Origin of the sequence: Bradyrhizobium erythrophlei, from assembly GCF_900142985.1 — a bacterium.
GTDB lineage: Bacteria > Pseudomonadota > Alphaproteobacteria > Rhizobiales > Xanthobacteraceae > Bradyrhizobium > Bradyrhizobium erythrophlei_B.
In genome coordinates this window covers 379,428-402,368 of the sequence record NZ_LT670849.1, presented here as the reverse complement: position 1 = coordinate 402,368, position 22,941 = coordinate 379,428, and the positions used below count along the sequence as shown (strand labels likewise).

Genomic DNA, 22,941 nt, shown 5'->3' with positions numbered 1-22,941 from the left:
TCGCTCGCGCTGCGCAGCGTCCGGGGCACGATACGTTAGAGCATCAAGGAGACCACCATGGCCCCGGCACCCGTCATTCGTCTGCATCCCGATGATGGCGTGCTGATCGCGCGCTCGAGCCTGCCGCCGGGGCTGGTGGTTGCCGACGGCGTGACCACGGTGGAGCGCATTCCGGCCGGCCACAAGGTCGCGATCCGTGGAATCGCGGTCGGCGAGCCCATCCGCCGTTACGGCCAGATCATCGGCTTCGCGACCGCGCCGATTGCACCGGGTAGCCACGTGCACACCCAGAACTGCGGCATGGGCGACTTCGCCAAGGACTACGCGTTCGGTCTCGACGTGAAGCCGGTACCAAATTTCGACCTGCCTGCGACGTTCGACGGTATCCGCCGCTCCGACGGCCGTGTCGCGACCCGCAACTATATCGGCATCCTCACGTCAGTGAATTGCAGCGCGCATGTAGCTAGCCTTGTCGCGGATGTCTTCCGGAAGAATCCGTTCACGGGCGACAATCCGCTCGCCGATTTTCCCAATGTCGATGGCGTGGTCGCGCTCACCCACAAGACCGGCTGCGGCATGACGCAGGACGAGCCGCTCGCGCTGCTTCGCCGCACGCTCGGCGGCTATGCACGGCACGTCAATTTTTCGGCCGTTGTCGTATTGGGCCTGGGTTGCGAGGTCAACCAGATCGGTGGGCTGATGCAGGAGCAGAAACTCGCCGGGCGCTTACGCGAACTCGAAATTCAACAAATCGGCGGCACCCGCAAGACGGTCGAGGCCGGTGTCGCCTTCGTGCGCGAAGCCTTGAGCGATGCCAACAAGGTCAAGCGCGAGAAGGTCCCCGCGAGCGAGTTGACGGTGGCGCTGCAATGCGGCGGCTCGGACGGTTATTCTGGCGTGTCCGCCAATCCGGCGCTGGGCGCGGCAAGCGATCTCCTGGTGCGCCACGGCGGCACGGTCATTCTGTCGGAGACGCCGGAGACCTACGGCGCGGAGCATCTGTTGACCCGCCGCGCGGTCAGTCGCGAGGTCGGCGAGAAGCTCGTGGGCCTGATGCGCTGGTGGGAGGATTACACCGCGCGCGAGGGCGCCGAGATGAACGCCAATCCAAGCCCCGGCAACAAGGCCGGTGGTCTCACCACGATCCTCGAGAAGTCGCTGGGCGCGATGGCCAAGGCCGGCAGCACCAATCTGGTCGATGTCCTGAACTACGCGGAAGCGGTCACCAAGAAGGGTTTCGTCTTTATGGACACCCCCGGCTACGACCCGGTCGCGGCAACGGGGCAGGTGGCGGGCGGCGCCAATCTTGTCTGCTTTACCACCGGGCGCGGCAGCGTGTTCGGCTGCAAGCCGGCACCCTCGATCAAGCTTGCGACCAACACGCCGATGTACAAGCGCATGGAAGACGACATGGACGTCAATTGCGGCACCATCCTCGATGGCGAGGAGACGGTGCAGCAATGCGGCGAGCGTATCTTCGATCTGATGCTCAAGACGGCGTCCGGCCAGCCGACCAAGAGCGAAAGTTTCGATTTCGGCGGTGCTGAATTTGCGCCCTGGGTGCTCGGCGCGACGATGTAGGAAAGCCTCGCCGCCGCGGAACGAGCGAAGGCGGAAGCGATCCCTATCCGCGTATTCGTGATGGCCGGGCATAGCCGTTCGAAGAACGGCGTCGCTTCCGCTTGCCTATGCCCGGCCATGACAGAAGTCGTGCCTCGACCTGGCCGCGAATGACCCGCAAGAGACATCGGCGACGCAGAATTGCTGCTGCGCAACAGACCATCGAGCCCTATTTCACCGGTCGCATTTCCCTGCTGTAATCAGGGTCGTTGCAAGCCGCTGGTGTGGTTCCGAGCCACAGGGAGACGATGCGGCGACTTTCATTGCAGGAGACCATGGTTGCCCGCTGCATGCGGTGCGCGCCCTCATGAAGGACATGTGGCTGTGATCGGCGCTTACGGCACGGCGACGGCGCTTATTTTCATATTTTTCGGCGTACACTCAAGGGAGATCAGTCATGAGAACCTTACTAGCGAGTGCTGGTTTAGTGCTGTTGTTGGCCTTGGCAACGGAAACAAGCGCCAGCGCCCAGGAGCCTCCTGAATATTTGAAACAGACAGTTCCTGATCAGGCACTGAAGCCGCATTGGGACGAACAGCTGGCCTTGATGAATCCGAAGGGAGCTTTGGACGGGAAAACCAAGCAACTCATTGCCCTCGGTGTGGCAGCACAAATTCCTTGTGTCTATTGCGTTTACGGTCACACCAAATTGGCAAAAGCCGCTGGCGCGACCGATGCTCAAATAAAGGAGGCCGTTGCAACCGCGGCGCTCGTCCGTTTCAACAGCACAATGCTGCAAGGCTCAGGTTATGACCAACAGAAATTCCAGCAGGAAGTTGATAGACTGACCGCACCGAAATAGCCTTGGTCTTACGGAAGACGTCTGCCACCGCGCGCCATCGACAGATCCCGCGGTATACGTCCCCGCGTGCCGCCTTCGCCAAAGCTTCGGCGGCCGAGTGAGCTAGTGGCCCCGGCGTAGCCTTGGCGGAGCCGGGCGGCGGGGACGACCAGGGGTCATGGGGCGCCACCTGTGATGGCGACGAATACTCCGGACTTATTTCCGCTTTCGGCGGCAGAGCAGGCATGGGCAGACTCGCTGCTGGCTTGGCCCGGTCGCGAACGACCCGAAGGCGACTTGGGCCAACCGATCTTGCTGTGATGCACAACACCGCGCCCGACCAATAATATGCTAAGGTTAGTCCCTCGCTCGATCGTCATCATTCGGTGATGGAGGAAACAATGGGACGAAAGTTCATCGACTGCCGTCAATTCCCGAGTGAAATGAACTGCACAATTGCTATCAGCGCCGACACAGAGGCCGAGCTGTTAGACGCCGCCGTGCAACATGCAGTAACCGTACACCGCCATCAGGATACACCTGAATTTCGCGATCAGATCAGGAGTGTGATCAAGGAAGGAACACCTCCGTAAGGCATCTGCGCGGACCTTTGCGGCGAGGTCGCGGGTTGGATGGTGTGCACTCCTAGCCCAGCAAGGCAAATATGCGCCGATTGACCGTTCGTATCTCGCGTCCACGGAGGGAGTTATGTCATGACTGCATTTAACGCGGTGCGTTTCCGGGTGAGGGCCGGACACGATCAAAAATTTATCGACGCGCACAAAAACATTAGCTGGCCCGGCCTCAGGCACGCTTACATGATAAAGACCGGCGACCACACCTATTGCATCATCGCCGAATGGCCCGACATGGAAACGCTCGCGAACGCACGTACGAATATGATTGCAACGCTGGATTTGTTCCGAGACACACTGGAAGATCTTGGCGGCGGCCTCGGTGTGACCGATCCGGTTTCGGGTCCGCTTGTTCTGACGCTCAAATAGCGCGCGCTGTGTTCGCACACCGGCTATTTAAAAATACACTCTCGCACGGACCTGTTCTTAGCTATTTCGGTGCTTGACGCCGAAGCTAACTCTTGCCGCGCCTCAATAATTCACGATTTCTCCGCAACGACCACAAGGCCCGGCACGGGCACGCCTCTCTCATGACGGGATGAGTGCTGTTCAAGCTGTAACACGACAAGACCGGCCGCCTCGATTGACGCGCGCAGATAAGAGGCACTATGAGCGTAGCGCCGGCCGTCGCCCAGAATAAAACCGTCGCCGTCGTGTCTTTCCAGGGTGAGAGCCAAAAGGCCGCCGGAAGCCAGAACACGGCTCGCTTCCTTCAGAACAGGAGAAAGATCGGCGACATAGATCATCACATCGGCGGAGACGACGAGGTCAACGCTGGAGTCAGGCGTTGTTCGAAGACCCTCCAGCATATCGGCCTCTTCGAGCCGCGTGTAGAGACCCCTGGCGCGCGCTTGTTCGATCATTGCCGGCGAAATGTCGACGCCGACGAATTGATCGACCAAATGAGCAAAGGCAACCGCTACCAACCCGGTGCCGCAACCGAGATCGATCGCGTGTTTGAAATTGGTCGGCTTCTGATGCGCTCGGCAGGAGGACAGCACCGCCTCAAGCAAGAGCGCCGGTCCGCGATATCCAAGACGCTCCACCAGAGCGGTATCGAATGTGGCAGCGTACTGGTCGAACAGCTGACGCACATAGGCGCGTGGCATTTCGGACAATTCATCGGCGCCCAGCCGCATCAGTTCGACGCTCGCACCCAACGGATCGGAAGGATCTATTTGACGCGCGCGGCGTAAGGCGCCGATCGCGCTGTCCCGATCCCCGAGTTGCTCGTACACCTTTCCAAGCAAGCGCCAGACAGACACGCGACCCGGATCTAGTTCAGCAGCCCGCCGATAGATTGCCGCTGCCTCTGCGAGCCTGCCGAGATTGCGCAGGCAATCAGCTTTGGCACAGAGAGCCTCGACCTGATCCGGGGAAATGGCCAATGCAAGCTCGTACTTGGCGAGCGCCTCCTCATAGCGGCACAATTCGAGCAAGACGCCGCCGCTCAGAGCGGCTGCGTCCGCATTGTTCGGATCGAGCGCAAAAGCATGCTGATAGCTTAGCAACGCTTCATCGTATCTCCGCTGTATTCGCAGAAGGTTTCCCAACTTGATCCACCCGCCGGCCAGATTCGGCGCCAGCTTGATCGCGATGTCGAAGCTTTTCCTGGCATCATCCAACTTGTTCTGGTGTTGAAGCAGTTCCCCGAGATTGACGAAAACTTCGGGATTGTTCGGATTGCATTTGATTGCCGCTGCAAACAGATCGACAGCCGAATCCAACCTGTCGGTATGCACGTGGACCAAGCCAAGAAGATGGAGTGAATCCGCGTGCGTCGGATCAATCGCTAATGCCTGACAACAGCGCTCTTCGGCCGGTCCATATCGTTTCGACAAAAAGTGCCGCGAGGCTGCGTCGTACAGATCGGTCGGGGAGCGCTTTGTTCTGCTCTGCTCATCGCTTCTCGCACGAGGTCGATGCCGGCTCATTGCATGCGCCCTTTGAAATCAACGTATCGTTGGTTGAAAGACCGAATCACCTCTATGACAAACTGAACTCTAAACGAACCGACCCGCGCCGACGAGGTGATCGAGCAGGGCGCTGATGTCGCCTTCTGGTCCATCGCGTCATTTCGCTGCCCAGCGGAAGATTGTCGTTATCGGGGGTAGCGGACATAGTCCGCACGGTGGGTTACGCCTTCCGCCTTTGTTTTCCGAGCTACGCCGGCCAAGTGATTTTCCCGACGCGTCTAGTACCTCCGGCGAAAGATTTTCCACTTTGCCCGACGGGCAAATCATCTCTACAAGCCCGCCCCGTCTCGCCTCACAGAGGGGCGGCTCGCGATCGTCACGGACGCGAGGCGGGATGCGATGGACGCAAGACGGCGCGCTGACGAGCGCTGGTCGAGCGGACAGCGAAGTCGTGTGGTCCTGATGCCCCGACGCTGGCATCAAGCGAGCGACAATGCTCACGCATTGCGCTGGTGACGGTGGCAAGAAAGCCCGGTCACCGGGGAGAGCGCGATATAAGCTGTAAAACCATTGCGCGGGGAATGCCGGGTGTTTCCGGTGTGACCGTGGTGACTAACGCGCGTGTTTTCTACCACCACGCGCGGCTGCGGGCGCACCAAGCGCCCGGCATTCCCTGCGCCCTCTGATCGTGGAGGGCTGGACGTTAAGGGCAGAACTCGCGCGCAAGCGCGGCGAGGCTGCGAAGCTATGTCGAGCCCTGTTGATTGAAAACTGAGTCTGCGAATGAGGCAGATGTCGTCCCTGCGAACGCAGGGACCCATAACCACAGGTGTTGTTGGGAGCAGAAGCCGTTAGCTATCCTGCCCAAAATGCGAGGCCGCGGCGTATGGGTCCCCGCCTTCGCGGGGACGACCCGGTACATGGGATGCCTTCCGCCGTGCCGATGGGCACCCCTTGCCCGTTGTTAGTGCTTGATGTCGCTCTGATCAGGTGTTCTGCTTAAAAAAGCTGCTGGAGCACCCCTCTCGTGTCGATCTTTGTCGCACTCAATCACGTCACCCACTACACCTACGACCGCCCGATCAATCTCGGTCCCCAGACCATCCGGCTGCGCCCCGCGCCCCATACCCGGACCCCGATTCTGAGCTACTCGCTCAAGGTGACGCCAACAAATCATTTCGTGAACTGGCAGCAGGATCCGCAAGGCAACTGGCTCGCCCGTTTTGTTTTTCCCGAGAAAGCCAATGAGTTGAAGATCGAAGTTGATTTCACGGCGCAGATGACCGTGATCAACCCGTTCGACTTCTTCGTCGAGCCTTATGCCGACAGTTTTCCTTTCGAATATTCCGCCGACCTCAAGACCGAGTTGGCGCCGTACCTCGCGACCATTGTGCCCGGGCCGCACCTTGCCGCTTACCTCGCCAGTATCAAGCGCGAGGCGACCAGCACCGTGAACTTTCTCGTCGAGCTGAACGCCGAGCTCCAGAAAAAGATTCGTTATGTCATCAGGATGGAAGCAGGCGTTCAGACGCCGGAAGAGACGTTGTCGGCCTGCGCCGGCTCCTGCCGCGACTCCGCGTGGCTGTTGATTCAGATCTTCCGGCACCTCGGCCTCGCCGCGCGCTTTGTCTCGGGCTACCTGATTCAGTTGCGCCCCGATATCGATCCGGTCGAAGGGCCGCGCGAGGTCGAAAAGGACTTTACCGACCTGCATGCCTGGGCCGAGGTCTATTTGCCCGGCGCAGGCTGGATCGGGTTCGACGTCACCTCGGGCATGCTGACCGGCGAGGGGCACATCCCGGTTGCCGCTACGCCGCATTACCGGACCGCGGCTCCCATCAGTGGCGCCGTTGGTTTTGCCAATGTCGAGTTCGGCTTCGACATGAGCGTCAAGCGAATCCGCGAGGCGCCGCGGATCACCCGTCCGTTCTCGGACCAATCCTGGGCGCGGCTCGACAAGCTCGGCGAGCAAGTCGACGCCGATCTTCTGGCCGGCGACGTGCGGCTGACGATGGGCGGCGAGCCGACGTTTGTGTCGGTCGACGATATGGAGTCGGCTGAATGGAACACCGCGGCCGTCGGCCCCAGCAAGCGCCACTTCGCTGATGAACTCATCCGCAAGCTGCGGACGCGTTTTGCGCCTGGCGGCCTGCTGCATTACGGGCAGGGCAAATGGTATCCCGGCGAAAGCCTGCCGCGCTGGGCCTTCGGCCTTTACTGGCGCAAGGACGGCGTGCCGATCTGGAAAAACGCCAATCTGATTGCGGACATCGAAGGACCTCATCAGGCAAAGGTCGACGAGGCCCAGGATTTTGCGGAGAAGACCGCCGAACGTTTGGGGGTGGATTCCGAATTCGTGCTGCCAGCATTCGAAGACCCGGGCTTCTGGCTGCAAAAGGAAGCTGGCTTGCCGCCGAACGTCGATCCCAGCGATTCCAAACTGTCCGATCCAGAAGAGCGGGCGCGGATGGCGCGGGTATTCGACAAGGGACTGACCGAGCCGCGCGGCTTCGTGTTGCCGATCCAGCGCTGGAATGCGGACGCCGGCAAGTGGCGCAGCGAGCGCTGGCAATTGCGGCGGGAAAACCTGTTCCTGACCCCGGGTGACTCGCCGTTGGGTCTACGGCTGCCGATCGCCTCGCTGCCCCATATTCCCGCCGACGAATATCCCTACATCGTCGAGCAGGATCCGTTGGAGCCGCGGGAGGAATTGCCGATCTACGGGGCTGGGCCGGCGGAAAGCGCGCCGCATCAGGAAGTGCACGAACAGCAGCTCAAGGGCAGCGGCGGCGTTCGCACCGCGATGTCGATCGAAATCCGCGACGGCGTGTTGTGCGCCTTCATGCCGCCGGTCGAGAAGCTCGAAGATTACCTGGAACTGATTGCCGCGGTGGAAGCGACCGCCGAGGAAATGCAGGTCAAGGTTCACGTCGAAGGCTACGCGCCGCCGTTCGACCCGCGCGTCGAGGTGATCAAGGTGACGCCCGATCCGGGCGTCATCGAGGTCAACATCCAGCCATCGACGGACTGGCTTTCGGCGGTCGACATCACCTTCGGCCTCTACGAGGACGCGGCAAAAATAAGGTTAGGCGCCAATAAATTCCTGATCGATGGACGCCACACGGGAACGGGCGGCGGCAATCACGTGGTGATCGGCGGCGGCACGCCCAAGGACTCGCCGTTCCTGCGCCGGCCGGATCTCCTGAAGAGCCTCGTTCTATACTGGCAGCGCCATCCGTCGCTGTCCTATCTGTTCTCCGGCATGTTCATCGGTCCGACCAGCCAGGCCCCGCGCATCGACGAAGCCCGGCATGACGGCCTCTATGAACTGGAAATCGCGCTCGCCCACGTGCCGCCGCCCGGCGGCGAAATCCCGCTGTGGCTGGTGGATCGCCTGTTCCGGCACATTCTGGTCGACATCACCGGCAACACCCACCGCGCCGAAATCTGCATCGACAAGCTTTATTCTCCCGATAGTCCCACCGGGCGGCTCGGCCTGGTCGAATTCCGCGCGCTCGAAATGCCGCCGGACCCGCGGATGTCGCTCGCCCAGCAACTGCTGATCCGCGCCTTGATCGCCAAGCTGTGGCGCGAGCCGCAGCAAGGAAAATTCGTGCGCTGGGGCACGACGCTGCATGATCGTTTCATGCTGCCGCACTTCCTCTGGGAAGACTTTTTGGGCGTGCTCTCCGAGCTCAAGCAATCCGGCTACGACTTCTCAGCCGAGTGGTACGCAGCGCAGCTCGAGTTTCGCTTTCCTCTGTTCGGGCGCGTGCATCACGGCGGTGTCTCGCTCGAACTCCGTCAGGCGCTCGAGCCGTGGCATGTGCTCGGCGAGGAAGGCGTTGCCGGCGGCACCGTGCGCTATGTCGATTCCTCGGTCGAACGGTTGCAGATCAAGGCCGAGGGCTTTGTCGACGGCCGCCACATCGTCACCTGCAACAGCCGGCGGATGCCGATGACGCCAACCGGCCGCTCGGGCGAGGCGGTCGCGGCGGTGCGATTCAAGGCCTGGCAGCCGGCGTCTGGCCTCCATCCGACCATTCCGGTCCACGCGCCGCTCACGTTTGATTTGATTGATAGCTGGAACGGCCGGTCGCTGGGCGGCTGCGTCTACCATGTCGCCCATCCCGGCGGGCGGACCTACGACACCAAACCGGTCAATTCCTATGAGGCCGAAGCGCGCCGGCTCGCCCGCTTTCAGGACCATGGCCATACGCCCGGCAAGATCGACACACCGCCGGAAGAACGTACAATTGAATTCCCGCTGACTCTCGACTTGCGGACGCCGCTCCCGCATTGAACACTGCGTGGTGAGGCGTGAGAGAGTCGGGGATGGCTGAACAAGCCGATCAGGGAAGCGGACAAGGAAGCAAAGCCCGCCCGGCGAGCCGCCGTGTGGCGCAGTGGATGCGCGACTATGTGCCCCTCCCGGGCATTCCCGACGAGTATATCGCCGAAGGCGGCACGCCGCGGGCGGTCTGGACCCGGTTTTTTGAAGCTTTTGCGACGCTCACTCCGGGCGAAATCGAGCGGCGTTTCGGCACCGCCGACCGGCACTTGCGGGAAGCCGGTGTCAGCTATCGCGCGCCGGGAGAGACTGCCGACCGAACCTGGCCGCTGAGCCATTTGCCGCTTCTGATCGATGAGGCCGAATGGCGGCAACTGACCGAAGGCATCGTGCAGCGGGCTCAATTGCTGGAGATGGTGCTCGCCGATCTCTATGGCGAGGGCCGGCTGATCGCCGACGGCGCGATCCCGGCGGCGGCGATTGCCGGCAGTCCCGAATTTCTGCGGCAGGTCAGCGGGATCAAGCCTCCGGGCGGCCGATATCTTAGCCTTTATGCGGCCGATGTCGGCCGCGGACCGGATGGGCGCTGGTGGGTGTTGAGCGATCGCACGCAGGCACCCTCGGGCGCAGGCTACGCGCTGGAAAATCGCCTGGTGCTGTCGCGGGCCTTCGCCAACCTCTACAAGTCGATGAACGTCGAGCGTGTCGCGCCGTTCTTCGAGGCGTTCCGGGATGCGCTGCGCGGCGGCGCCGATCGCGACGAGCCGCGCATCGGGCTTTTGACGCCGGGCCAGTTCAGCGAGACCTATTTCGAGCACGCGACGCTCGCCCGCTATCTCGGCTTCCTTCTGGTCGAAGGCGACGATCTCGCCGTCAGCGGCGACCGGGTTCACATCCGCACCGTTGCCGGCTTGAAACGTCTCGACGTGCTGCTGCGCCGGGTCGATTCCAATTTTCTCGATCCACTCGAACTCGACGCCGCCTCGCAACTCGGCGTGCCCGGCCTGATCGATGTGCTCCGCAGAGGCGGCGTTGTCGTCGCCAACATGCCAGGCTCTGGTGTGATGGAAGCGCGTGCCTTGCTCGGTTTCCTGCCGAGCCTCTGCCGGCGGCTGCTGGCCGAGGATCTGAAGATGCCGCATATCGCGACCTGGTGGTGCGGACAGGCGTCCGCCCGCGAGGAAGTGCTGTCGCGGCTGGATGAATTTGCGATCGAAGGCGCCTATCGCCGTGACGTGCCGGGCTTTCCCGGCCATAGCCCGGTGCTCGCCGGCGAATTGCCGGCAACCGATCGTGAACGGTTGAGAGCGGCGATCGGCGAGCGCGGCATCGATTTCGTCGGCCAGGAACTGGTACGCCTGTCGACCATGCCGGTGTGGGATCAGGGGCGGATCGCGCCGCGGCCGTTTGTCTTAAGGGTTTTTGCAGCCGCCACCGCGCAAGGCTGGACCATCATGCCAGGCGGCTTCTGCCGGATCGCCGAGCAGGCCGATGCGCGCGCAATATCGATGGGCGATGGCGCGCGCGCCGCCGACGTCTGGGTGATTTCGGACAAGGTTGTGCCGGCCACGACGCTGTTGCCTGCGGTCGACAACGTGCGGATCAGGCGCATCGCGGGCTGGGTGCCGAGCCGCGCGGCCGACAACCTGTTCTGGCTTGGCCGCTACCTCGAACGCGCCGAGGCCACGTTGCGGTTGATCCGGGCGCTTGCGGCCTCGCCGCGCGACCCTGTCAAGGGATCAACGACCGTGCCGCAGACGGTCGAACGCATTCAACGGCTCCTGCTCGCCTGGGGCGCGACGTCGCAAACCGCGCGCACGCAACCCGCCAGGGTGGTCGCCGAAGCCTTGCAGAACGAGGAGCGCTTCGGCTCGGCGCTGTCGCTGGTGCGCTCGGCGCAGCGCACGGCGACGTCGTTGCGTGAGCGCCTGTCGCCGGATGCCTGGCAGGTCATCATCGAAATGGCCGAACGCCTGGCGCAGGAAGTCGAGGACGATGACGGCGTCATCCGGGCCGCCGAATTGAGCTTGCAGGAACTCGCAAGCTTCGCAGGCCTTGCGCAGGAGAACATGAATCGCGCCGCCGGCTGGCGCTTCCTCGAAATGGGTCGCCGCGTCGAACGAGCGATCAATACGGTGCGCTTTGCCCGCCAGTTCGCCTATGAAGAGGCCTCCAGCGAGGACCTCGACGTTCTCTTGACGCTGGTGGATTGCCAGATCACCTATCGCTCGCGCTATCTGGTCGGACCGCTGCTGGCGCCGGTGCGCGACCTCGTGGTGCTCGATCCATACAATCCGCGGTCGGTCGCGTTCCAGGTTTCGGCGCTGAACGACCACATCGCCAATCTGCCGGCGTTGAAGGAAAATGGATTGATCGAGCGGCCGCAGCGCCTTGCCGTCGCCGCGCAAGCGATGCTGACGACAGCCGAAGCCGCAGGCCTGCATACCCAGACGCTTTTCGGACTTGAACAGGACCTGCTCAATCTAGCGGACGCGGTCGGCCAGCACTATTTCCCGCACGGACCACACGCCTCCAGGCCCGAGAAGCTGACGGGTCTTGCGTGATCTACGATATCCGTCACGTCACCAGCTATAGCTATGAAAGTCCGGTCAGCTTCGCGCGGTGTTCGCTGCGGCTGGAGCCGAGAAGCGGCGACGGCCAGGAATTGATCTCCCATACGGTCGATATCAGGCCCCGTCCCGCCGATCGCGCGACGCGACGGGATTTTTTCGGCACCCAGACCGAGAGCATTCTGATCGAGACGGCGCATCGCAGCTTAAGGATCGATTCCCGGTCCCGTGTGTCGGTGTCGCGCAGCGCGCCGGATCGCCGAGCCCAAAGCCGGCCCTGGGAAAGCGTTCGTGACGTTGCGATCGAAGCCAAAAGCCTCGGTCCGGCGTCCCCGATCGGATACGTCTTCGCAAGTTCGCTGGTACCGCTGCAGCGGCCGGTGACCGCCTATGCCTCGGCGAGCTTTCCGCCGGGCGGCGGCATTCTGGCCGGCGCGGTCGATTTGATGCACCGGATCAGGACCGATTTCAAATACGATCCGAAGGCGACCGTGATCTCGACGCCGCTCAACGAGGTGTTTGAAAAGCGCCACGGCGTTTGCCAGGATTTCGCCCATGTGATGATCGCCGGCCTGCGCGGCCTCGGGCTGCCGGCAGCCTATGTCAGCGGCTATCTTCGGACCGTTCCGCCGCCGGGCAAGGAGCGTCTGCAAGGCGCCGATGCGACCCACGCCTGGGTCTCGGTGTGGTGCGGCGAAGGGCTTGGCTGGATCGGGTTTGATCCGACCAACGATATTCTGGTCGAAAACGACCACATTGTGCTCGCGATCGGACGCGATTTCTCCGACGTATCGCCGGTCGATGGCATCATCGTGGGCTCACGCAAGCAGAAGCTCAACGTCGCCGTCGATGTCATTCTTGTGGAATAACAAGTAGATCGCGCGGCGTTGATCGCGCGCGGCGTCCGTTCTTAACCCGGTCTTTACTGTTCATTAGGGTTGGGGATGTCGGGTAAGACTCTGCTTATCAGTCAGCCCGTAGAGTTGCCCACAATCAGGCATCATGGCCTGCAATCAAGGGGGGACTCATGCTGAATATTTCAAACCCGGGCAGCCGCCACTCTTCGATGGAGGCTGGCCTCTTCAATCAGATCGCGCTGTTTAGCGCCAGCGGGCTCGCCATGTCGATGGCGTTTGTCTTCGTGGGCGGCGTCCGGATCCTGTATCCCTGGTTCTGAAGCGTTCGCCGTCCGAAGGGATTTCTAGCCAGCGCGACGCGCCGGGGCCTCGTCCTCGGCGCGCAGATCGTGGAAGAATTTCTCGACCTCACGCGATAGCCGCTCCGCCGTCGAAGCTAGATCGCTTGACGCCGAAAGCACCGACGATGCCCCTTTATTGGTGTTGTCGATGGCTTCGCTGAGCGATCCGATATTCATGACCAGCGTCGAATTGCCCTCGGCGGCAAGCTGCGCGTTAGCGGAAATCTCGCGCGTTGCCGCATCCTGTTGTCCGACGGCGCCGGCGATGTTGGCCGTGACCTCGTTGATCTCGCGTACGGCGGTGCCGATTTCGCGCACAGCTTCGACGGCGTTTCGCGTCGAAACCTGAATCATGCTGATGTTCTGGCCGATTTCGGAAGTAGCCTTGGCCGTTTGCCCGGCGAGCGCCTTCACTTCATGGGCCACGACGGCAAAGCCGCGGCCGGCTTCGCCGGCGCGGGCGGCCTCGATCGTGGCGTTGAGCGCCAGAAGGTTGGTCTGCTCGGCAATCGCCTGAATCAGCGTGAGCACGCCGTCGATGCGCTGGGTCGCCGCGGCAAGGCTTTCGATTTCAGCGACCGATTTGCCGGTGCGCTGGCCGGCCTGCTCGACCACGTCGGCCGATTGGCGCACCTGGCGGCCGATCTCCTCGATCGAGGCGGACAGTTGTTCGGCGGCGCTGGCGACGGCTGAAACGTTGCTGGAGGCCTGTTCGGTGGCGTGCGCGGCGGCGCTTGCGCGCCCGCTGGCAACGCCCGCGACGCCCGAAATCGATTGTGCGGTGTTGCGCATGCCCGAGGCGCTGTCGTTCACCGCGCTCAGCACGCTACCGATCGCGTCACGGAAGGATTCGACCGAGGTTTCGATCTGCCGGGTTCGTTCTTCGCGGGCTTTGGAGTCCAGCAATGCCTGCGAGCTGAGGTTGCGGTTGCGATCCATCGCTTCCTGAAAGATCCGGATCGCCCGCGCCAGTGCGCCGATTTCGTCCTGCCGACCGATGTGCGGAACCTCGATGCCTTCGGCGCCTTCCGCGACCTGCTTGATGGTGGTGGTAATAACGGAAAGCGGACGCGCGACCAGCCGGGCAATGATGAAGACACCGACGCCGACCAGAATTAGCGCCAGTCCGCCCAGACAGGTCAGAAGAAAAGCGAGTTGGCGGTTGAGGGCGGTATCCTCGGCAATTTTCTTGGCGCGCTCCGCGTAGACCTTGGACAGCGCTGCAAGATCGTCATTTAGCGCAATGCGTACGCTGCGATTGGCATCGTTGTCGCCCCATTCGCGGCCGGCCTCGGGGCTCACTTCGACCGCGCGGCGAACGAGCTCTTTTCGGAATTCGATGAATTGATCGATCCGCTTTTTGAAGGTCGCAAATTGCTGGGCGTCGTCAGCCTGGACGATGGATTCCCACTTCTTGACGACGTCGAGAAGTTGACCGCTGAATTTGTGCAGCCCGTCGCCGTACTTCTTGATGACCGGCAGATCGGTCGACATGTAGATTCCGCGAGACTCCATCACCACGGCATAGACCAGCGAATTGACCCGCTCGACACTGAGCGCCGCCAGGTTTGCAGTCTCGATGGAATGGGTCAGTTCGCTGCTGTGGCGCGTGTTGTATTCGGATAGCGCGGTGATCGCCGCTGTCAGCAACGCAAACAGGACAAATATGGCGTAAAGCTTGGAGGCAAGCGAAAAGCTTGAGGCCTTCCGGGGGCCTGATGGCGCAATAGATTGCATGATATCTGACATCCTTGGCCTCGCGCAGGAGGCCAATCACCGCGTTGATGGCCGTCGTTGAAGATTATGTGAAATTTGTCTGTAGAAAATCTTAACCATTGTCATGGCCGGGTTCCCTTTTGGGCACCCTTGGCGTTGACCGATCGTTAGGTGTCGGCGGCGGGCCATCTGTAAATATCAATAAAATCAACAACTTGTTGGCGAACCGTCTTGCTGAAGCAAGCCGCGCTTACCACCTGCAAAAGACGAGGCAGCTTGTCGCAGGTGGCATACAAAATGCTATGAACGACAGGTTTAGACCGTCGGCGCGGACCGGTCCGGAGCAAGCATGGCCTATCGGCACGCCATCGGTAATACCGCCTACGTCTTCAGCGACCTCCGCGAACTCCTGGCCAAGGCAAGTCCGCCGCGCTCTGGCGATCGCCTGGCCGGGGTTGCGGCCGACAGCGCCGAAGAGATGGTGGCGGCGCGGATTGTGCTCGCTGATGTGCCCCTCAAGCAGTTCCTCACCGAAGCGGTCATTCCCTATGAAGCTGACGAGGTTACGCGTCTGATCGTCGACGGCCATGATCCCGTGGCCTTTGCGGCCATTTCCTCGTTGACGGTCGGGGCATTCCGCGACTGGCTGCTGTCGGGAAACGCAAGCTCGGACGTTCTCAAGACCATCGCGCGCGGGATCACGCCGGAAATGGCGGCGGCGGTTTCAAAGCTGATGCGCAACCAGGATCTGATCCTGGTTGCGAAAAAATGCGAGGTCGTTACCGCTTTCCGCGACACGATCGGGCTGCACGGGCGAATGAGCGTTCGGTTGCAGCCCAACCATCCCTTCGATGATGCGAAGGGTATCACCGCATCGATCCTGGATGGTATTTTGCTCGGGGCGGGCGATGCGTGCATCGGCATCAATCCGGCGAGCGACGATCCCGCCGTGATCGCCAGGCTGCTGCATCTGCTCGACGAGATCATTGGCCGGCTGCAAATTCCGACGCAATCCTGCGTGCTGTCCCACGTGACGACGACGCTTCGATTGATTTCCGAGCGCGTGCCCGTCGATCTGGTCTTTCAGTCGATCGCAGGAACGGAGGCCGCCAACCGAAGCTTCGGCGTCGATCTTAAACTGTTACGTGAAGCGCACGATGCCGGCCGTTCGCTTCAGCGCGGTACCGTCGGTCACAACGTGATGTATTTCGAAACCGGGCAGGGGTCGGCGCTGTCGGCCAATGCCCATCACGGCGTCGACCAGCAGACTTGCGAGGCGCGTGCCTACGCGGTCGCGCGCGCGTTCGATCCGTTGCTCGTCAACAGCGTCGTCGGCTTTATCGGTCCCGAATATCTTTACGACGGCAAGCAGATCATCCGCGCCGGGCTCGAGGATCACTTTTGCGGCAAGCTGCTTGGTCTGCCGCTGGGCGTGGATGTTTGCTACACCAATCACGCCGAAGCCGATCAGGATGACATGGACAGTCTGCTGACGTTGCTCGCGGCGGCCGGCGTCAATTTCATCATGGGGGTCCCGGGCGCCGACGACGTGATGTTGAATTATCAGTCGACGTCGTTTCATGACGCACTTTACGTCCGCGACGTCTTCGGGTTGAAGCGCGCACCTGAGTTCGACGACTGGCTGTTTCGTGCAGGTATTGTGGATGCCAGTTTTCGTCTCGCCGGTAGCGGCGAACTGCTGCCGGACTTCGCCCGCCGCCTGATCGGCTAGCGGTCCGATTTTAACATTCGCATCCCTTCACGGCGGGCACTTTTGCGAATGTTAGAATCGAAGGACCGCTAGCGAATATAAGTTTCTGGTGGAGGCTGGGATTCGACATTCGCTCGACGAACCTGCGGCTAGGCGGGTGGCGAATGTCAAATCCACTCCACCCAGCCGGCCTTGCGGGGTCGCGATCTGCGCGCCACCTAACAGTTATCCGGTCACTGCCGGGTCGGGGCGCTGCCACAATCCTGAAAAATTTGTGGCCCAGCTTACGGTTTGCATGATTAAATCGTCGGAGTTGAAGGCGCAGGGAAAGCTATGAGAGCCGCAAGCGCTGACACGGTACGTCGTATCCTGTGCGTCTTTCCGCGCTATACGTCCTCCTTTGGCACGTTCGAATATTCCTATCCGCTTACCGACGGCGTTCAGGCTTTCATGCCGCCACAAGGGCTGCTGTTGATCGCGGCCTACATGCCCGAGAACTGGCCGGTCCGCTTCGTCGACGAAAACATCCGACCTGCCACGACCGAGGATTTCGAGTGGGCGGAAGCGGTATTCGTCAGCGGCATGCACATTCAGCGGCAGCAGATGAACGATATCTGCCGACGCGCGCATGCCTTCGATCTGCCGGTTGCGATCGGCGGACCTTCCGTCAGCGCATGTCCGGACTACTATCCCTCGTTCGATTACCTGCATGTTGGTGAGCTCGGCGACGCGACCGATGAACTGATCGGGCGGTTGGCTCGCGACCCGTCGCGCCCGGAAACGCAGGTCGTGCTCAAGACGGTCGATCGTCTCGACATGACGAGCTTTCCGCTTCCCGCCTATGAACTCGCCGAACTCAATCGCTACTTCCTGGGCAGCATCCAGTATTCGAGCGGCTGTCCGTATCAATGCGAATTTTGCGACATCCCCGGACTCTACGGCCGCAACCCGCGTATCAAGACGCCGCAACAGATTACGGCCGAACTCGACAAGCTGCTCGAATGCGGCATCCGCGGCTCGGTTTATTTTGTCGATGACAACTTCATCGGCAACCGCAAGGCCGCGCTCGACCTGTTGCCGCACCTAGTCGAGTGGCAAAAGAAGACGGGCTTTGTCCTGCGCTTCTCCTGCGAGGCGACGCTGAATATCGCCAAGCGGCCGGAAATCCTGGCCGGGATGCGCGAGGCGTTCTTCTGCACGGTGTTCTGCGGTATCGAGACGCCGGATCCGGTGGCGCTGAAAGCGATCCACAAGGATCACAACATGATGGTTCCCATCATGGAAGGTATCCGGACCATCAACAGCTACGGCATGGAAGTGGTGTCAGGGATCATTCTCGGGCTGGACACTGACAAGCCGGAAACCGGCGCGCATTTGCTCGAATTCATCGAAGCATCGCAAATTCCGCTTTTGACCATCAATCTGCTTCAGGCGCTGCCAAAGACGCCGCTGTGGGATCGGCTGGCGAAAGAGAACCGCCTGATCGAGGATGAGGGCAGGGAGTCCAATGTCGACTTCCGCATGCCCTATGATGAGGTTGTGGACACCTGGCGCAAGTGCATGGGCGTGGCCTATGAACCGGCAAGGCTCTTGCAGCGCTACGAGTATCAAATCCAGAACACCGCGCCGAACCAGATCAAGCGGCCGCCTCCGAAGGCGTCGTGGGAAAACATCAGGCTTGGCCTCATCATGCTGCGCAATATCTTCTGGCAGGTTGGGGTTCTCGGCGACTACAAACTCGAGTTCTGGAAATTCGCGCTTCGGCGTCTCGCCCGCGGCGAGATCGAGCACCTGATCGCCTCGATGATAGTTGCCCACCACCTCATCATGTTCGCACGCGCCGCTTCTCGTGGCCGGCAGAATGCGTCGAATTATTCGATGCGGCTGCGCGAGGCTTCCGTCCCTGCCGAGTGATCTCACTAGGACCGAACCTCCCGCGCCGCTCGAGCGCCTGCGCGAGCTAACGCCCGCACGCGTGGCGCTGGGCCGCTCGGGTGCAAGCCTGCCCACCAAGGCTTTGCTCGAATTTACCCTCGACCATGCGCGCGCCCGCGATGCGGTTCACGCCGCTTTCGACGCGGAGGGCTTGCTGCAAGGCCTCGCCGATCTCGGTTTGGAAGCAGAGCCGGTTTCGAGCCTCGCGCCTGGCCGTAACGACTACCTCGCGCGCCCCGACCTCGGGCGCAAGCTTGACGCGGAGTCGAAGGCGGGACTGGCGCGCCATCGCAGCAGCGCGGGCGCCGTTTCGATTGTCGTCGGCGACGGACTTTCCCCGGCGGCCGTCAACGCGCATGCGATCGAACTATTGCGCAGGCTGCTGCCGTTGCTCGCGGAAGATGCGATCGCGGTCGGCCCTGCCGTGGTTGCAACAGGGGCGCGCGTGGCCTTGGGTGACGAAATCGGTGACGTACTTGGTGCGCGCATGACCGCGATGCTGATCGGTGAGCGGCCGGGTCTGTCTGCCGCCGACAGCCTCGGGGTCTATCTGACCTATGCTCCCGCTATCGGAACCACGGATGAAAAGCGCAACTGCGTCTCCAATATCCACCGCGCCGGACTCGGCTATGAGGAGGCCGCGGCCAGGATCTGCTGGTTGATTCGCGAAGGGCTTATCCGAGAATTGACGGGCGTCGCGCTGAAGGACGAAAGCGGCGTCCGGGCAGGGCAGGCGACCATCGCCAATTAACGTGAAAAGTCGATCGATTTCTCGCCCACCGCGACCTGCCTTTCGTCCTTCCAATCCTTGCGAGAAGCCGGACAGACCTGCTACACCCCTCTGCAAAATTGTCGTATGTTTTCAACGACCATTGCGATCCTCCGTCGATCGGCGGAGGGGTTCCAGACAAAATTTGTTTTTGTCACTTTCTGCGGCTAATTGAGCCGATGTGAGAATTGGATAGGGCATGCTCGAAAAGCACAGCGAGAGTGAAGTCCACGTCGAGAAGATCGAGCAGCGTCCGACGGCAAGCATCGCCTTTGGGCTCGAGAGGATCGGACTTATCGCGGTTCAAGCGCCGATCTGGTCCTGCATCATTCTCGTGGCGCTCGTCATCGGTGCGATTTTCGGAATCGAGCGCATCAAGATCGACGATTCCCTGAGCCAGCTGTTCCGTTCCAATTCCAGGGAATACCGGCAATACGAATCGGAAATCAAACGCTTCCCGGCGACCGAATTCGACGTGCTGGTCGTGGTCGAAGGCAAGAACCTGCTGGCGCGCGACAATCTGGAAAAGCTGCGCGACTTCATCACCGACCTGCAATTGGTGGAGGGAACTCGCGGACTGATCTCGCTGTTCTCGGCGCGGCAGGCGCCGGCCCCCGGCAAATTCCCCGCAGCGCTATTCCCATCCGAATTGCCGCAAGGCGCCGACTACGACAAGTTCATCGAAACGGTGAAGTCGAACGAGCTCATTCGCGGCAAATTGCTGTCGGAAGACGGCACGCTGGCGCTGATCGTGCTCTCGATCGAGCCAGACGTCGTCGCCAGCAACAATCTCGGCAAGACCATCGGCGAGATTCGCAAGCTGATGAAAGATGACCTCGGGGACACCGGCCTCAACGCCGAACTGTCCGGCGTTCCGGTGATGCAGCTCGAAATCCGCAACGCGGTCGAGCGCGACGGTCTGACCTATAATATTCTCGGCATCCTGGCTGGCTGCATCATCGCGATCATCTTCTTCCGCAAGATCTCGTTCATGGTGGCGGCGGCATTCCCGCCAATCATCGCGATTTTGCTGGCGCTCGGCGGCCTCGGCTGGGCGGGTTTCAATCTCAACATGTTCCTGAACGTGATGACGCCGCTCATCATGGTGATCAGCTTTTCGGACTCGATGCAGCTCACCTTTGCGGCGCGGGACCGCCTGATTGCGGGGCAGGACAAGTACACGGCGTTCCGCAACGCGGTGCTGGTCGTCGGGCCAGCGTGCGTGCTGACGCACGGCACGGCCGGCATTTCGTTTATCGCGCTCCAGTTTTCGGATTCCGACCTGATCCGTAAATTCGGTGAAGCCGGGCTTGCGGCAACGATCATCGCGCTGGTCGCGGTGCTGTCGCTGGTGCCGGTCTTCGGCGTGCTGTTCGTGCGCAACGAAAAGATCTTCGCCGTCAAATTCCAGGGCGCAGATGCCGGCGTCCAGATGCTGCGGAATTTCTGCTACTGGATCGCGGTGCGGATGGTCGGCCGTCCCGGCCTCTTCAGTCTCATTGCGGTGTTGTTCGTCGGTTCCCTCGGCGTGATCTACGCCAATCTGGAGCCGCGCTACCGGCTTGCCGATCAGGTGCCGGACAAGCAGCAGGCGGTTGCCGCGAGCAGCCGTCTCGACGCCAAGCTGACCGGCGCCAACGCGATCGACGTGCTGATCGAATTCCCGAAGGGCGCCTCGCTCTACGATCCGCAAACCCTGCAGACCATCGCCGACGTTCATTCGCAGGTCGAAAAGCAGGCGGGCGTCGGCAACGTCTGGTCGCTGGAGACGCTGCGGCGCTGGCTTGCGGAAAAAGCGGGCAGCTCGGACGTCGCGACGTTGAAGGAGTATGTCGGCGTCATTCCCGAATATCTGGTGCGCCGTTTCATCTCGGCCAATCAGGATGCGGTGGTGGTGTCGGGCAGGGTCCCGGATCTCGATTCCAGCCAGATTCTGCCTGTCGTCGAAAAGCTCGATCATGGGCTCGATGCCGTGCGGACGGCGCATCCCGGTTACGAGATCGCGGTCACCGGCCTTTCGGCGATTGCCGCGCGCAATTCCGCCAACATGATCGAAAAGCTCAACCGCGGCCTGACGATCGAGTTTGCACTGGTCGCGATCTTTATCGGTCTCGCCTTCCGTTCGATCGTCGTGATGTTCTCCTGCATCCTGCCCGGAATCTTTCCCGTGGTGCTGTCCGGAACAGTACTCTGGCTGCTCGGGGAGGGGCTGCAATTCGCCAGCGTCGTGGCGTTGACGGTGTCGTTCGGGCTGGGGCTTTCCGCCACCATCCACTTCCTCAATCGTTTGCGGCTTGAATCGAAGCCCGACGTGACGCCGGACCTTGCGGTCGAGCGGGCGACGGTGCTGGTCGGACCGGCGCTGATCCTGACCACGGTGGTGCTTGCCTGCGGTCTGGTCGTGACGGTGTTTTCCGACCTTCCGTCGTTGCGCCTGTTCGGCTGGCTCAGCGCATTCTCGATGGTGGCGGCGCTGGTCGCCGACCTCTTCATCCTGCGGCCGACCGCGATGTTCCTGATCAATCTGTCGCTGAAGCTGCGCGGAAAGGCGAGTCCCGCGGGACCCGCCGTATAATCGCGCCAGCGAGGTGAGGGGTTACTTAGCCCTTCACCATCGTGATCGAGACGCCGCGGATGTCACCCTGGGAGGTGAGCTGAACCGTCTGCTTGTTGCCGGTGGTCCGCAATGTCAGGCTTGCCGTAAAGCCGGCGGATTCAACTTTCACGTCGATCTTGCCGTTGCCCGCCGTTCCCAGCAGGCTCCCGGAGATGTTGCGGTTGGTTTCCGACCAGTTGCCGGTAATATGATCGCCGTGGCTGGTGACGTCGCTGGAGAGATCGAACTTGTAGCTGTCGCTCGCGCAGCGAAGCGTTTGCTTCAACACAAGTCCGCTGCCATCGACCTGGTAGACTGCGCGACAGCGCAGCCGCTCGCTTGAGCCGTCCGACAGCGAAACCGTTCCGTTGCCCGACCACGTGCCATCAAATCCCGCGAACGGAGGAGACTGTGCCTGGCCGGCGGCTGTCGACAGCACCAGCGCTGCAACGACTGCGCTCGCCTTTATCGTCCGCCCGATCAGGCTTGAACCCGTGTATTTCATCTCGACTTGCCCCTTTGAATGTGACGCTCCGGCGAACGGTATGTTTTCCGCGCTCGTGATTTGGTGCCGTGGCGCGGAGTTTGGTTCAAAAGCGAATGCGATGCACGTTCGCTGAATAATTTGCTTGGGTCTGCGGCAAATTCGCTTCACCCCGAGACAAATTGAGGCAGTCGCGCTTTTTTGCTCGCGAAGGGATCGCGACTTCGTCTATTCTTGAGCTCTCGCCGCGCAGCAATCGCCTTGCGCCTTGATCCACAAAATATCGTGTAATGCCAACGGGTTACGCGCTCCTCGAAATCTGTCTTTGAGGGCCGCAATTTAGGGAGACGGTCGCCGCAAATTTGGCCGCATTTGCCAGTGCTTCTGCGGGTGGTCGTCGCAACCTGAATCGTCTGCCCGCTGATGCCAAACGCTATTCGGGCCCGAAATCTCTGCCGTAAGAACAAAGGAACACAATGCGTAAAACTTTCTTCGTAGCTGCTCTGCTGTCGCTGTCGGTCACCGCCGGAGCCATGGCCCAGCAACAGCAACACGGCGGAACGCCCGAGGAGCAGAAGGCCTGTGCCCATGACGTGCAGAAATACTGCCGTACGGTGATGAATGACAGCGACCTCGTCGTTCTGAGCTGCCTGCAGCAGAACCGGGAGAAGCTGACCAAATCCTGCGATAAGGTTCTAAAAGACCACGGCCAATAACGG

The 22,941-nt window shown here is 61.4% G+C and carries 16 protein-coding genes; 13 read left to right on the top strand and 3 right to left on the bottom strand.

Annotated elements, in window-relative coordinates; translation table 11 throughout:
• Positions 1–57: 57 nt before the first annotated feature.
• The 4 genes from BUA38_RS01770 (at position 58) to BUA38_RS01755 (ending at position 3,405) form a co-directional block, all read left to right on the top strand.
• Complete coding sequence (locus BUA38_RS01770) at positions 58–1,581, top strand: UxaA family hydrolase (RefSeq protein WP_072816347.1); 1,524 nt, start codon at positions 58–60, stop codon at positions 1,579–1,581.
• 436 nt (positions 1,582–2,017) lie between these two features.
• Positions 2,018–2,422 (top strand): carboxymuconolactone decarboxylase family protein, encoded by a 405-nt coding sequence (locus BUA38_RS01765; RefSeq protein WP_072816345.1) that lies wholly within the window; start codon positions 2,018–2,020, stop codon positions 2,420–2,422.
• Between the two features lie 380 nt (positions 2,423–2,802).
• Complete coding sequence (locus tag BUA38_RS01760; RefSeq protein WP_072825743.1) at positions 2,803–2,994, top strand: DUF1059 domain-containing protein; 192 nt, start codon at positions 2,803–2,805, stop codon at positions 2,992–2,994.
• A 120-nt stretch (positions 2,995–3,114) separates the two neighbouring features.
• Positions 3,115–3,405 (top strand): DUF718 domain-containing protein, encoded by a 291-nt coding sequence (locus BUA38_RS01755; protein ID WP_072816342.1) that lies wholly within the window; start codon positions 3,115–3,117, stop codon positions 3,403–3,405.
• 110 nt (positions 3,406–3,515) lie between these two features.
• On the opposite strand, the gene BUA38_RS01750 is transcribed toward BUA38_RS01755, so the two are convergent.
• Complete coding sequence (locus tag BUA38_RS01750) at positions 3,516–4,970, bottom strand: tetratricopeptide repeat protein (RefSeq protein WP_083587399.1); 1,455 nt, start codon at positions 4,968–4,970, stop codon at positions 3,516–3,518.
• 1,009 nt (positions 4,971–5,979) lie between these two features.
• On the opposite strand from BUA38_RS01750, the gene BUA38_RS01745 reads away from it, so the two are divergent.
• The 4 genes from BUA38_RS01745 (at position 5,980) to BUA38_RS36410 (ending at position 12,990) form a co-directional block, all read left to right on the top strand.
• Positions 5,980–9,255 carry a DUF2126 domain-containing protein gene (locus BUA38_RS01745; protein ID WP_072816338.1) on the top strand — a complete coding sequence of 1,092 codons (3,276 nt, stop codon included), beginning with the start codon at positions 5,980–5,982 and terminating at the stop codon, positions 9,253–9,255.
• A gap of 32 nt (positions 9,256–9,287) precedes the next feature.
• Complete coding sequence (locus BUA38_RS01740; protein WP_072816336.1) at positions 9,288–11,807, top strand: circularly permuted type 2 ATP-grasp protein; 2,520 nt, start codon at positions 9,288–9,290, stop codon at positions 11,805–11,807.
• The gene (locus BUA38_RS01735; RefSeq protein ID WP_072816334.1) at positions 11,804–12,682 is read left to right on the top strand and encodes a transglutaminase family protein; all 879 of its coding nucleotides are present in this window, start codon (positions 11,804–11,806) and stop codon (positions 12,680–12,682) included. The genes BUA38_RS01740 and BUA38_RS01735 overlap by 4 nt, the downstream gene beginning before the upstream one ends.
• Before the next feature lie 158 nt (positions 12,683–12,840).
• Positions 12,841–12,990 carry a hypothetical protein gene (locus BUA38_RS36410; RefSeq protein WP_156898352.1) on the top strand — a complete coding sequence of 50 codons (150 nt, stop codon included), beginning with the start codon at positions 12,841–12,843 and terminating at the stop codon, positions 12,988–12,990.
• A 24-nt stretch (positions 12,991–13,014) separates the two neighbouring features.
• Here BUA38_RS36410 and BUA38_RS01730 read toward each other — a convergent pair whose 3' ends face one another.
• Positions 13,015–14,760, bottom strand: coding sequence for a methyl-accepting chemotaxis protein (locus BUA38_RS01730; RefSeq protein ID WP_244553174.1), 1,746 nt, complete (start codon positions 14,758–14,760; stop codon positions 13,015–13,017).
• A 316-nt stretch (positions 14,761–15,076) separates the two neighbouring features.
• On the opposite strand from BUA38_RS01730, the gene BUA38_RS01725 reads away from it, so the two are divergent.
• From BUA38_RS01725 to BUA38_RS01710, 4 genes are all read left to right on the top strand, one after another.
• Positions 15,077–16,459: an ethanolamine ammonia-lyase subunit EutB gene (locus tag BUA38_RS01725; protein ID WP_072816331.1), complete on the top strand. Its 1,383-nt coding sequence runs from the start codon at positions 15,077–15,079 to the stop codon at positions 16,457–16,459.
• 312 nt (positions 16,460–16,771) lie between these two features.
• A complete protein-coding gene (locus BUA38_RS01720) occupies positions 16,772–18,352 on the top strand; it encodes a B12-binding domain-containing radical SAM protein (protein WP_072816329.1) in 1,581 nt (526 codons plus the stop codon).
• On the top strand, positions 18,300–19,124 hold the full coding sequence (gene eutC / locus BUA38_RS01715; RefSeq protein WP_083587398.1) for an ethanolamine ammonia-lyase subunit EutC: 825 nt from the start codon (positions 18,300–18,302) through the stop codon (positions 19,122–19,124). Before BUA38_RS01720 ends, eutC begins: the two co-directional genes overlap by 53 nt.
• A 217-nt stretch (positions 19,125–19,341) precedes the next feature.
• Positions 19,342–21,717: an efflux RND transporter permease subunit gene (locus BUA38_RS01710; RefSeq protein WP_072816327.1), complete on the top strand. Its 2,376-nt coding sequence runs from the start codon at positions 19,342–19,344 to the stop codon at positions 21,715–21,717.
• A 25-nt stretch (positions 21,718–21,742) separates the two neighbouring features.
• On the opposite strand, the gene BUA38_RS01705 is transcribed toward BUA38_RS01710, so the two are convergent.
• Positions 21,743–22,243, bottom strand: a complete 501-nt coding sequence (locus BUA38_RS01705; protein ID WP_072816326.1) for a hypothetical protein — start codon at positions 22,241–22,243, stop codon at positions 21,743–21,745.
• 455 nt (positions 22,244–22,698) lie between these two features.
• Here BUA38_RS01705 and BUA38_RS01700 point away from each other — a divergent pair, with 455 nt between their 5' ends.
• Positions 22,699–22,938, top strand: a complete 240-nt coding sequence (locus BUA38_RS01700; protein WP_072816324.1) for a hypothetical protein — start codon at positions 22,699–22,701, stop codon at positions 22,936–22,938.
• Positions 22,939–22,941 lie beyond the last annotated feature (3 nt).

What these genes read in the sequence shown, in the direction of transcription:
- BUA38_RS01770 (WP_072816347.1), top strand. Translation starts at nt 58, where the DNA reads ATGGCCCCGGCACCCGTCATTCGTCTGCATCCCGATGATGGCGTGCTG.
- BUA38_RS01765 (WP_072816345.1), top strand. Translation starts at nt 2,018, where the DNA reads ATGAGAACCTTACTAGCGAGTGCTGGTTTAGTGCTGTTGTTGGCCTTG.
- BUA38_RS01760 (WP_072825743.1), top strand. Translation starts at nt 2,803, where the DNA reads ATGGGACGAAAGTTCATCGACTGCCGTCAATTCCCGAGTGAAATGAAC.
- BUA38_RS01755 (WP_072816342.1), top strand. Translation starts at nt 3,115, where the DNA reads ATGACTGCATTTAACGCGGTGCGTTTCCGGGTGAGGGCCGGACACGAT.
- BUA38_RS01750 (WP_083587399.1), bottom strand. Translation starts at nt 4,970, where the DNA reads ATGAGCCGGCATCGACCTCGTGCGAGAAGCGATGAGCAGAGCAGAACA.
- BUA38_RS01740 (WP_072816336.1), top strand. Translation starts at nt 9,288, where the DNA reads ATGGCTGAACAAGCCGATCAGGGAAGCGGACAAGGAAGCAAAGCCCGC.
- BUA38_RS36410 (WP_156898352.1), top strand. Translation starts at nt 12,841, where the DNA reads ATGCTGAATATTTCAAACCCGGGCAGCCGCCACTCTTCGATGGAGGCT.
- BUA38_RS01730 (WP_244553174.1), bottom strand. Translation starts at nt 14,760, where the DNA reads ATGTCAGATATCATGCAATCTATTGCGCCATCAGGCCCCCGGAAGGCC.
- BUA38_RS01725 (WP_072816331.1), top strand. Translation starts at nt 15,077, where the DNA reads ATGGCCTATCGGCACGCCATCGGTAATACCGCCTACGTCTTCAGCGAC.
- BUA38_RS01720 (WP_072816329.1), top strand. Translation starts at nt 16,772, where the DNA reads ATGAGAGCCGCAAGCGCTGACACGGTACGTCGTATCCTGTGCGTCTTT.
- eutC (WP_083587398.1), top strand. Translation starts at nt 18,300, where the DNA reads ATGCGTCGAATTATTCGATGCGGCTGCGCGAGGCTTCCGTCCCTGCCG.
- BUA38_RS01710 (WP_072816327.1), top strand. Translation starts at nt 19,342, where the DNA reads ATGCTCGAAAAGCACAGCGAGAGTGAAGTCCACGTCGAGAAGATCGAG.
- BUA38_RS01705 (WP_072816326.1), bottom strand. Translation starts at nt 22,243, where the DNA reads ATGAAATACACGGGTTCAAGCCTGATCGGGCGGACGATAAAGGCGAGC.
- BUA38_RS01700 (WP_072816324.1), top strand. Translation starts at nt 22,699, where the DNA reads ATGCGTAAAACTTTCTTCGTAGCTGCTCTGCTGTCGCTGTCGGTCACC.